The organism is Acinetobacter sp. LF10 (assembly GCF_048585715.1).
In the GTDB taxonomy this organism is placed as follows: Bacteria; Pseudomonadota; Gammaproteobacteria; order Pseudomonadales; family Moraxellaceae; genus Acinetobacter.
The window spans coordinates 2558882-2570407 of record NZ_CP184160.1 but is presented as its reverse complement, the minus strand read 5'-3'; the positions used below and the strand labels follow the sequence as shown (position 1 = coordinate 2570407).

Below are 11526 nucleotides of genomic sequence, written 5' to 3'. Positions count from 1 at the left end.
ATCTTCTACAGGCAGTGAGTACAAAATGAGTAGCGGCTTTAAGATCTTAGAACACTTTATATTTTCAGAGGATTCTAACGTTAGTGCGCTTTCTGGCGCGGCTTGTGTGGGAAATGATCTCTACTTGGTTGGAGATGATGTGGGTTACTTACTCAAAACTAATCAAAAAAATAATATCAGTCGTGCGACTGTTTTTGAAAAAATTCCATTATTTGAATCATCTAAGCAAATATCACTGAGTGCATTTAGTAAAGAAGCTAAGCCAGACTTTGAAGCGTTAAGCTTGATCATTTTTGATGGACAACCCCAGCTATTAGTTATGGGGTCGGGTTCTACAGAAAATCGAAAAAAGGCATTATTGTATAATCCAGTCAATCATCAAATTAGAATTTTGCTAGATGCCGCTGATTACCATTTTTTAGAACATTGTTTGGCGTTGACAGGTGGCACTGATCTCAATATAGAAGCAGTTTGTTCAGATCAAAACAATTTATACATTTTTCAACGTGGCAATATTAATCGCTTTCATGGTGTTTTAGTCTTTGATTTAATAAAACTTCAAAATGGAAAATCATTAGAAAGTGCGCTGAAAAATTCATTCAATCTGACATTACCAGAGCTTGAAGGGGCAGCAAGTGGTATTTCTGATGCTTATTTTCTGGTGGAGAAAAATCTAATTATCGCCACCGCTGCGGTTGAGCAAACATTAAATACGTATGATGATGGCACGGTGCTAGGCAGTTTTATTTTACTGATCTCACCTGAGGGTGAAACGTTATATAAGCATTTGATTCAAGATACGAAAGGACAAACTCTTGCTATTAAAGTAGAAGGGATTACTTGGCTAGAATCAACATCCGATGGTGAAGTATTTTTATTGGTCACGGATAGCGATGGTGGTGATTCTGAAGTTTTTAAAATATTACTTAGTAACTCTGTTTTTGCAAATTCTTCAAGTTAGTTCGTATTTCTTGGCTTACCATTCAACTTATAAAATTAGGGTTTTTAAAGCCCAATAAAAAATGTATAAAATCCAAAAATTAAAGAAACAGATCTTACACGTCCAACATCTATCTCTCTAAAAATTGGATTTAATCTAAAGCTCATCTCGCAAACTAAATAGGTGCTGGATTCGAAAGTTGTTGTTGAATCCATTTTACATTTTCAGGGGTAAAGAGCTGATCAATATTTTTCCAAATGATATGATAGCCGTAGCCTCCTTGTTTCATTTCTTTAACCGCATCTTCAATTGCCCAATGCTCAAAAATAATTCGATACATCGCAATTGTGGCACCAGTTCGATCTGAGCCATGATAGCAATGCACTAAGATTTTCTGGTTTTGTTGTTTAGCAGTTTGAATAACACGCATTGCTTCTAACAAGTCTTTACGATTGATTGCCCAAGTATTGATTGGAATGTGTACCATATTAAAAGGCTGATCTTTTAAAACTTTGGCATCTTCATTTCTAGCTCTCAAATTGATAATCGTATTAATTTGATGAGCTTCAAGGCTTGGGATCAAATCAATATTCGGCTGTTCGCTACGAAAAACATCTGAACTAATTTGATAAAAATTATGGCTGTTAGAAATAAGAGTTCCCCAATTTTGAGGACGTTGGTCTTTTTCTAAACTCGAATGCTGCATACACCCTGAAACATTAAGCGTTGATAAAAGAACAACGGTGGTAAGCACTTTTTTCATATTATTGATAACGATCAAATTCAACAGGATCATGCGCACAAATTAACTCAATACTCGGTTCATGTTGAGCAAGATATTGTAACTGTTTAAGGTTATGTAACCTTTGTCGATTATCTTCTGCCAATAAACGTTCAGTAAGATCTAAGGCTCTCAATTTGTTTTTTGGATTGAGTTCTAAATGGGTGTAATACGCATCGCCACAAAATAAAATCCAGCCTTCAGCTTTTTTAATTGCAATACCACAATGTCCAGCAGTATGACCAATCAATGGAATCATCAATATTTCATCTTGGAAAAAAGGAAGACCTTGGACTTTTTGTAGATTAAACCACGCCTCACCATCTGTATGTTCGGCAAAATTCCAATGGCGATGTTGTTTAAATTGTTCTGTTTTATAGCGGAGCTTTCCTTTAGCAGAGAGCGATTGCGTTGCATTAAACTCAGAAGCTAAAATATGCACGGTTGCATTAGGAAAATCTGAGATACCACCTGCATGATCAAAATCAAGATGTGTGACAAAGATATGTTGCACATCTTCAGGGCGTAAACCTAATTTTTGAATTTGTTCGATGGCACTTAATTTGAGATTGGGCACAATCGAACCAAATTGAGTCAGTAATGAACCTAGACGTTGTTCAGTGTGCAAATAGTCCTGTGTACCTAAGCCTGTATCAATTAAAACCAGACCTCGATCAGTTTCAATAAGTAGGCAATGACAAACTAGATGTGCTTTCCAGCCTTTCTGTCCAAATAGGGGCGCACAAACAGGGCAGAAGCTTCCGCAATGGAGATGATGGATGTTATAGATCATCGTGATTGTTATTCTATTTTGAAGATAATTATTTTTATAACGTATTGATGTGAAAATACCAAGATTAAAAATCCCCTAAATTTGATTGAATCTAAGGGATCGTTTCAATACGACGTACTTCGTTTGTCTTGTGCTGTGATTGAAGTCTTTAGTCGGCTTCAATCTTTTAACTCACAGCATCGCTGTTCGACTTGCGTTCGTAACGAGCGTTGCTCGTTTTGTGTACGACGCACTTCGTTTGTCTTGCGCTGCGCTTGAAGCCTTTAGTCGGCTTCAATCTTGCTCAGGTTGTGGTGTTAGGCGTAAATAAGGTTTCACTGCGGTATAGCCTTGAGGAAAACGTTGTTTAATTTCCTCTTCATCTTTCAACGACGGTACAATGACGACATCTTCGCCATGTTGCCAATTGGCAGGTGTTGCCACTTTATGTTTATCGGTCAACTGTAATGAATCAACAACACGCAGTACTTCATTAAAGTTACGACCTGTTGACGCAGGGTAGGTAATAATTAAGCGGACTTTTTTATTGGGGTCAATGATCACTAACGAACGTACCGTTAAGGTTTCACTGGCATTCGGATGAATGAAGCCGTACAACTCAGAAACTTTACGGTCTTTATCGGCAATAATTGGGAAATTAACGGTAGTATTTTGTGTTTCATTAATATCTTGAATCCAGCTTTTATGAGATTCAGCATCATCAACAGAAAGTGCAATTGCCTTTACGCCACGCTTTGCAAATTCATCTTTCAGTTTAGCGGTAAAACCAAGCTCAGTGGTACAAACTGGGGTGAAATCCGCTGGATGTGAAAATAAAATCCCCCAATCACTGTCTAAAAATTCATAAAAATCAATAGAGCCATCACTTGAGTCTTGTTGGAAATTGGGGGCAATGTCGCCTAAACGAAGTGTCATGATTCATCCTCAATATATTCTTAATGTTTTCTGTGTATATTCAATATGCAGGAATCACGTTATAAATAAAATTATTGTTTTTTCATTTTGTTATGAAGATTTAAGATAATAGAATGAAGTGAAGCTAAAAAATTGATCATAAATTCACATGTAAAGCCGTGTAAGTTAAATGCAAATTTGCTACATTAACGCTGCTTAGTTGTGTGATGTCAGAGTCGCCTCGCAGTTTTTTTACCTGTTTGGATGCAAAGCCCTTGTAGTTCTTATTTCTGACTCCATAATAACACCTAAGAAAAAATTACTTATTTAAACAAACAGGATTAGAGAGTTTATTCATGTTGGCAAGTCTGATCGGAGGTATCTTCGGTACAAAAAATGAGCGTGAGCTCAAACGCATGCGTAAAATTGTTGAACAAATTAATGCGCTTGAACCGACGATATCTGCTCTTAGCGATGCAGACCTCTCTGCAAAAACTCCAGAATTCAAACAGCGTTTTAATAACGGTGAAAGTTTAGATAAATTGATGCCTGAAGCCTTTGCGGTTTGCCGTGAAGCAGCGAAACGTGTCATGGGTATGCGTCACTATGATGTGCAGTTGATCGGTGGTATTACCTTACATGAAGGTAAAATTGCTGAAATGCGTACAGGTGAGGGTAAAACCCTCATGGGTACTTTGGCATGCTATCTCAATGCATTGAGTGGTCAAGGCGTTCATGTGATTACGGTGAATGATTACTTGGCACAACGTGATGCTGAGCTGAATCGTCCGTTATTTGAATTTTTAGGTCTCAGCATTGGCGTGATTTATTCAATGCAAATGCCAGCCGAAAAAGCTGAAGCTTATTTCGCCGATATTACTTACGGTACCAACAACGAATTTGGTTTCGATTATCTACGTGACAACATGGTATTTTCTCTACAAGAGAAAAAACAACGTGGCTTAAGCTATGCGATCATCGATGAAGTTGACTCAATCTTGATTGATGAAGCACGTACACCACTCATCATTTCTGGACAAAGTGAAGATTCATCTCATCTTTATCAGCTGATTAACAGTATCCCTCCAACATTACGCCCACAGAAAGAAGAAAAAGTAGCTGATGGTGGGCATTTCTGGGTAGATGAGAAACAACGTTCAGTTGAAATGACGGAAGTCGGTTACGAGACTGTTGAACAAGAATTAATTCGTATGGGATTGTTGGCTGAAGGTGAAAGCCTTTATTCAGCAACCAACTTGAATTTGGTTCACCATGTGACTGCTGCAATTCGCGCGCATTACTTATATCAAAAGAACGTACATTATATTATTGGCGTAAATCCACAGACTCAAAAAGAAGAAGTCATTATTGTGGATGAAAGTACTGGTCGTACTATGCCAGGTCGTCGTTGGTCTGAAGGTCTGCACCAAGCGGTTGAAGCCAAAGAAAACATGGAAATTCAACCAGAAAACCAGACATTGGCAACCACAACATTCCAAAACTATTTCCGTCTGTATAAAAAGCTTTCAGGGATGACAGGTACTGCTGATACTGAAGCTGCGGAAATGAAAGAAATTTATGGCTTAGATGTGGTGTTAATTCCAACCCATCGTCCGATGGTACGTCAAGATCATAACGATTTAATTTATTTGAATCGTAATGGTAAATACAATGCCATCATTGAAGAGATCAGCAATATTCGTCAGAAAGGTGTTGCACCTATTTTGATTGGTACTGCGACGATTGAAGCCAGTGAAATTTTATCTTCAAAATTGCTGCAAGCAGGCATCCATCATGAAGTTTTAAACGCAAAACAACATGAGCGTGAAGCAGATATTATTGCACAAGCTGGTAGCCCAAATGCTGTCACGATTGCAACCAATATGGCGGGTCGTGGTACGGATATTTTGCTCGGTGGTAACTGGAAAGCGAAACTTGCCAAAATTGAAAATCCAACATCTGAAGATGAAACTCGTTTACAGGCGCAGTGGGAAAAAGACCACGAAGATGTTTTAAGTTCTGGTGGTTTACATATCATCGGTTCTGAACGTCATGAATCACGCCGTATTGATAACCAGCTTCGTGGTCGTGCAGGTCGTCAAGGTGACCCAGGTGTATCACGCTTCTATTTATCACTTGAAGATGATTTGATGCGTATCTTTGCGGGTGATCGTGTGGTTGCCATGATGCGTGCAATGGGCCTACAAGAAAATGAAGCCATTGAACATAAAATGGTGAGCCGCTCGATTGAAAATGCACAACGTAAAGTTGAGGCACGTAACTTTGATATTCGTAAAAACTTATTGAAGTACGATGATGTCAATAACGAACAACGTAAGATTATTTATACTCAACGTGATGAAGTCTTGGCAGAAAGTACCTTACAAGACTATATCGAAGAAATGCATCATGAAGTTATTAAAGGGGTGATTGCTAACTTTATCCCACCTGAATCAATTCATGATCAATGGGATATTCAAGGTCTAGAAAATGCACTACGTACAGATCTAGGTATTGAGCTTCCTGTTCAGCAATGGCTTGATCAAGATCGTCGTTTAGACGAGGAAGGCTTGGTCGCACGTATTTCTGATGAAGTAATTGCACGTTATCGTCAACGCCGTGAGCAAATGGGTGATGAGTCTGCTGCAATGCTTGAACGTCACTTTATGTTGAACTCACTTGATCGTCATTGGAAAGATCATTTAGCTGCGATGGATTATCTACGTCAAGGCATCCATTTACGTGGTTATGCTCAGAAAAATCCTGAGCAAGAGTATAAGAAAGAAGCGTTTAATTTGTTTGTGAATATGCTGGGTATTATTAAATCAGATGTTGTAACTGATCTATCCCGCGTTCACGTACCGACAGCAGAAGAGTTAGCTGAATTAGAAGCTCAACAACAACGTCAAGCTGAATCTATGCGTCTTTCTTTTGAACATGATGATGTTGATGGTTTAACTGGTGAAGTGACGATTTCTGAAGAGAGTGGTAGCTTATCTGGAAATGCAGTATTTCCAGTACCAGAAAGCCGTAATGCGCCATGTCCATGTGGTTCAGGTTTAAAATATAAACAATGCCACGGTAAGATTTAAAATTTTGACTTAGTTTATATTCAAATGAAAGGCAGAGCATTCGCTCTGCTTTTTTACGAGAAGTAACTTGTGTCTAGAGCAACTTTGTAGTTTTATTATGAGAATTATCCTCCTTGATTGGATTCGCATTAAAAGCGGGAAGACAATGAAAAAGCCATTACAACTTTTAATTTTAGCGAGTGCTGCATTATCTGGCGTTGCACTTGCAGACAACGTTCCTCAAACGACTACGGTCGATAAAGTTCTTGCAGCAAAAGGAGCGACTACTGCTGAAGCTCAAGTGAAACGTGAAGTGACTACCGTCATTAGTCCACGCACAGGTATTCGCTATACTTTAGGTGATACAGGTAATCGCCCAATTGTGTTGCAAACAGCGGCAATTGCCCCTGCAAATTCTGCCAATATCAATCGTATCGTGGCATCAAATCCAGCATTGTCGGCAAGAAGCCAAGAAAAAGCCAAAGTTGCGCTGATTGGCGAAGCTGCGGTACAAACAGCCAGTGTTCAAGCACCTAAATAAATATTTAATATCAAAAAAAAGAGATGCTTAGCATCTCTTTTTTTATGTAAAAATCTGATTATAAAAAACTTGGAAGTAGAATTAAGCCAATAATAATACCGAATAAGAGCCATTTAGAAACATAGTACAAGCGGCGATTACGCTCTTTTAATCCACGACCATAATGGTGAACTGCATAACCATATTTAAAGATACGGTTAATGAACCCCGTTTTATCTTGATCATCATTGGGTGAGCTTGCAGCAGACATGACATTGCGTCCAAACCAATGATTTATTTTCTGCGCCCAACCCCATTTCATCGGGCGTTCAATATCACAGAACAGGATGATACGAGTTTCATCAGTTTGATTATGTGCCCAATGGACATAAGTTTCATCAAAAACAGTTGCTTCGCCATCTCTCCAAGAATAACGCTCTTGATCGACTTCAATAAAGCAATCATCGCTATTCGGGGTGACTAAACCTAAGTGGTAGCGGACAGAACCCGCATAAGGGTCACGATGTTTACCAAGATAACTCCCAGATGGTAGTTCAGTAAACATGGCTGCTTTTACTGAAGGAATACTTTCCAACAGAGCGACTGTTTTAGGGCAGAGTTGTTGTGCTGATGGGTGGCTATCTTGATACCATTTCAGATAAAAGCGTTTCCAGCCACGTTTAAAAAAAGTATTAAAACCAGCATCATTATTTTTTTCTGAAGCTTTAATTTGATTTTGAAGTTGGATCGCTTCTTCTCGAATCACTTGCCAGTTATCTTGTAATGGTTTCAGTTCTGGGAACTGTGCCACATCAAAGAACGGTTGGTTTGGCAGTTTAGAGAAACCAGTCATAAACATGTTCACTGGTGCTAGGAATGTAGAATGGTCGAATAATTGTCGAGATGCTTTTAATCGTTCCTTGCCACGATAATAAGTGTATAGGAAGCTGACTAAAAATACGGCAACGATAATCACTGCGTACATAAATACAGTCGTCTAAAAAATAGGAGGGAGCTATTTTAGCATAAAAAATATTTTGCAGAATGTTGTTAGACCAAGTGTAAAAGGCTTGAGATTGCCCGATAAATGGTTTTCGGATGATTAATTAAGTAAATCATCCGAGAATAAGAGGTGTGATTAAATTTGGTTATTTACATCATCATTTTTGGTTTCACGAATCAGTAAAAATGCAATCAAAGATAAAATTGACGCTAAACTAAGATATAAGCCTACAGCGCCTAGACCATAACTTTCTGCAAGTTTAGTGGCGATATATGGTGCAAAGGATGCGCCAAAAATACCCGCTAAATTAAAAGTTAATGCTGAACCCGTATAACGGACTGAGATTGGAAAAATCTCTGAAAGCACGGTTCCAATAGGCCCATAGGTGAGCCCCATAATCGAGAGTCCGATACATAAGAACAAGAAGACCAATATCGGGCTACCCGAACCAAGCAATGGAGCGAAGCATAAGCCAAATAGTGCTGATAATACGCAGACAGCGATTGATGTAGTTTTACGTCCAAACTTCTCTGCTAAGATTGCTGAGACAGGAATAAAGGCTGCAAAACATAAGGTTGCAACCAGTTGTAGTTGCAAAAACTCACCTCGTGTATAGCCTAATTGAGTTGTTCCCCATGTTAGAGCGAATACTGTCGTGAGATAAAACACCACAAAAGTACAGATTGCCGCAATCGTACCGAGAATTAACATCGGTAGATGCTTGGTCATGACTTCTTTAAATGGCACATTGACTTCTTTTTGCTTATTTAGCACCTTTTGAAAGGCTGGTGTTTCATGCAGTTTCAAACGAATGTAGAGACCAACAAGAACCAATACAGCACTGGAAATAAATGGAATACGCCATCCCCAAGCCATAAAATCTTGCTCGGACATAAAGGCATTCAGTAATAGAAATGAGCCTGTTGCAAGGATAAAGCCAATAGGGGCTCCTAATTGTGGAAACATGCCATACCAAGCACGTTTGCCTTCAGGGGCATTCTCAGTGGCAAGTAAAACAGCACCACTCCATTCACCACCCAGACCTAAACCTTGCCCTAAACGACATAAGGCGAGCAGTAGTGGTGCTGCAAGTCCAATTTGTGCATAGGTTGGCAATAGCCCAATACACACGGTTGAAATTCCCATGGTGAGTAGGGCTGCAACCAATGTTGCTTTACGCCCAATTCGATCACCTAAATGCCCAAAAATTGCTGCACCAATTGGACGAGCAATAAAGGCGATGGCAAAAGTTGCCAGTGATTTGAGTACCGCAGCGCTATCGCTACTTTCAGGGAAAAAGAGATGTGGAAAAATCAGTACAGCGGCAGTGGCATAGATATAAAAGTCAAAAAACTCAATCGTAGTGCCCACAAGGCTGGCAAATAATACCCGTACTTTTGAGTTGCTAGCCACTGTTGTAGTGACTGTCGTAGTACTTGACGACATACATAACCTTAATTTTATTTATTCAAGATGCAGAGCGATCACGACCTTGAAAAGCCCTTTCAAATGCGGGGTTTACTTAACAAACCTGATGTGATGTATTACCTTATAATACATAACAATAGATCGCTAAAAAGTGTAAACCTGCCCCTAATAGCACAAAAACATGCCAAATTGCGTGGGTATATCTTACCTTTTTTAACGCATAAAACAATGTGCCGACAGTGTAGGCGAGTCCACCTGCAATCAAGAGTTGTACCGCATCTTTAGAGAGATAACGTTGCATATCATCCATGACCAAAACCGCTAGCCATCCCATCAAGAGATAAGCTGCCAATGAAACTTTTTGAAAGCGATGGATAAAAACGAGCTTAAACAGCGTGCCAATCAGTGCAATCACCCATAAAGCGATCAGTAAATAGTGTGCTTTGGCAGTTGGAATTGCGATACTGAGAAAGGGGGTATATGTCCCTGCAATCAGATAATAAATTGCAGTATGATCTAATTTTTTATACCAATAGCGTTTGCGTTGATCTTGAGCAAAGTGATAGAGCATTGAACTACTGAGTAATAAGACTAAGCTAAATCCATAGACCCATAAACTGATCCATTGCCCTAGTGCTAAATCTTGCCCTTTAATAATCAGTAAAATAGAGGCAACCAGTGCTAATACCGCCCCAATACCATGACTATAGGCATTAATGAGTTCTTCTTTGGGGTCATAGCTTAAGAGGGTATTTGCAGTCATCAGATTTATAGTTTGCATAAAAATACAACTGTATCGTAATGCAATTTCCCTTTTAAAGTAAGACGCTTTAGAATTTAGTTTCTATTTGCTAGGTTTTCATTATGTTTGCGCCAAACTTTTCTTTTGAACAAGAACAGCAGTTTTTCTTGGATATTCAGCAATCTATTGAAAATAAAGGCTTTGATCGGCTGATCATCAGTCAATACAAAGGTGAACAGGTAGAATTAGAAAAGATGACTTTTCGGGTGATTGCATTGCAAGGACAGGCAACACTCTCTTGTTTGTACCATTATACGACCCAAGATATTACCAAAAATTATACCATTGCGGAGGGCTTGGAAAAAATTGCCGAGCTTTTGCAATTGTCTAAGCAAGCCAATTTATTTAGCTTAGATCAAGATATTCAGCTCAAGAAGAATAAAAAGAAAGCCATGTTGAATCGCCAAAAAAAGCAAGCCACAACACTTAAAGTTGAAAAGCAACAACATGATCGTGAAAAGCAACGCTATGTACAGCAGCACAGTCCATTTTTAAAACATTTGGGTATCGCTGATGAAAAAGGGCAGATTGTCCCAAGTATGGCGCGGAAATGGAAACAGATTAATAAATTTATTGAAATTTTTTCGCATGCGTATGAGCAGATTGATGCATCACAACAAGAATTGAATATTGTCGATTTTGGTTCAGGTAAAGGCTATTTAACCTTTGCGTTGTATGATTATTTACAAGCACAACAGAAAACACCGTTGATTACGGGAGTTGAATTACGTTCAAACTTGGTTGAGTTCTGCCAAAATGTTGCCGATCAGGTAGGCTTTAATCATCTCGATTTCTTTGAAGGTGATGTACGTAGCTATCAGCCTGAGAAATTGGATGTGATGATTGCACTACATGCATGTGATATCGCCACGGATTTTGCGATTCATACGGGTATTCGCCTCAATGCATCCATGATTATGTGTGCGCCATGTTGTCATAAAGAGCTGCGTCCCCAATTGCACAGCCCAGAAGTATTACAACCGATGCTGCAATTTGGTATCCATGCAGGGCAACAAGCGGAAATGTTGACCGATACCTTACGTGCTTTATTACTGAAAGCGTATGGCTATGAAACAAAAGTCTTTGAGTTTGTGGCTTTGGAGCATACCAGTAAAAATAAAATGATTTTGGCGACCAAACGTAAAGAACTTCAGCAACCAGATCCTCAGATCATGCAGCAAATCCAAGCTTTAAAAGCGATGTATGGCATTGAAAAACAAAGTCTAGAATTATTGTTGCAAGATCAAATGCCGATCGAAAATTTGGGCTGTAAGTGTTAATCGACTCTGAGAAT

The 11526-nt window shown here is 39.0% G+C and carries 10 protein-coding genes; 4 read left to right on the top strand and 6 right to left on the bottom strand.

Annotation, left to right across the window (positions count from 1 at the left end; all coding sequences use genetic code 11):
- The first annotated feature begins 25 nt into the window (after positions 1-25).
- The gene (locus ACN19N_RS12365; RefSeq protein WP_420001433.1) at positions 26-961 is read left to right on the top strand and encodes a DUF6929 family protein; all 936 of its coding nucleotides are present in this window, start codon (positions 26-28) and stop codon (positions 959-961) included.
- A gap of 154 nt (positions 962-1115) precedes the next feature.
- On the opposite strand, the gene ACN19N_RS12360 is transcribed toward ACN19N_RS12365, so the two are convergent.
- The 3 genes from ACN19N_RS12360 to ACN19N_RS12350 all read right to left on the bottom strand — a co-directional run bounded on the left by ACN19N_RS12360 (position 1116) and on the right by ACN19N_RS12350 (position 3429).
- A complete protein-coding gene (locus ACN19N_RS12360; protein WP_269228624.1) occupies positions 1116-1703 on the bottom strand; it encodes a dual specificity protein phosphatase family protein in 588 nt (195 codons plus the stop codon).
- Between the two features lies 1 nt (position 1704).
- The gene (locus ACN19N_RS12355; protein ID WP_269228623.1) at positions 1705-2514 is read right to left on the bottom strand and encodes an MBL fold metallo-hydrolase; all 810 of its coding nucleotides are present in this window, start codon (positions 2512-2514) and stop codon (positions 1705-1707) included.
- A 273-nt stretch (positions 2515-2787) separates the two neighbouring features.
- On the bottom strand, positions 2788-3429 hold the full coding sequence (locus tag ACN19N_RS12350; RefSeq protein WP_269228622.1) for a peroxiredoxin: 642 nt from the start codon (positions 3427-3429) through the stop codon (positions 2788-2790).
- Positions 3430-3764: 335 nt separating this feature from the next.
- Here ACN19N_RS12350 and secA point away from each other — a divergent pair, with 335 nt between their 5' ends.
- Both secA and ACN19N_RS12340 read left to right on the top strand, forming a co-directional pair.
- Entirely contained in the window at positions 3765-6500 is a 2736-nt protein-coding gene (secA, locus tag ACN19N_RS12345) for a preprotein translocase subunit SecA (protein WP_269238430.1), read from the top strand.
- A 145-nt stretch (positions 6501-6645) separates the two neighbouring features.
- The gene (locus tag ACN19N_RS12340) at positions 6646-7020 is read left to right on the top strand and encodes a hypothetical protein (RefSeq protein ID WP_269228620.1); all 375 of its coding nucleotides are present in this window, start codon (positions 6646-6648) and stop codon (positions 7018-7020) included.
- Between the two features lie 58 nt (positions 7021-7078).
- Here ACN19N_RS12340 and lpxO read toward each other — a convergent pair whose 3' ends face one another.
- The 3 genes from lpxO to trhA form a co-directional block, all read right to left on the bottom strand.
- A complete protein-coding gene (lpxO, locus tag ACN19N_RS12335; protein ID WP_269228619.1) occupies positions 7079-7984 on the bottom strand; it encodes a lipid A hydroxylase LpxO in 906 nt (301 codons plus the stop codon).
- 153 nt (positions 7985-8137) lie between these two features.
- The gene (locus ACN19N_RS12330; protein ID WP_269238428.1) at positions 8138-9448 is read right to left on the bottom strand and encodes an MFS transporter; all 1311 of its coding nucleotides are present in this window, start codon (positions 9446-9448) and stop codon (positions 8138-8140) included.
- Positions 9449-9551: 103 nt separating this feature from the next.
- A complete protein-coding gene (gene trhA / locus ACN19N_RS12325; protein ID WP_420002390.1) occupies positions 9552-10193 on the bottom strand; it encodes a PAQR family membrane homeostasis protein TrhA in 642 nt (213 codons plus the stop codon).
- Positions 10194-10294: 101 nt separating this feature from the next.
- On the opposite strand from trhA, the gene ACN19N_RS12320 reads away from it, so the two are divergent.
- Positions 10295-11512, top strand: a complete 1218-nt coding sequence (locus ACN19N_RS12320; RefSeq protein WP_420001432.1) for a class I SAM-dependent methyltransferase — start codon at positions 10295-10297, stop codon at positions 11510-11512.
- Positions 11513-11526: the final 14 nt, after the last annotated feature.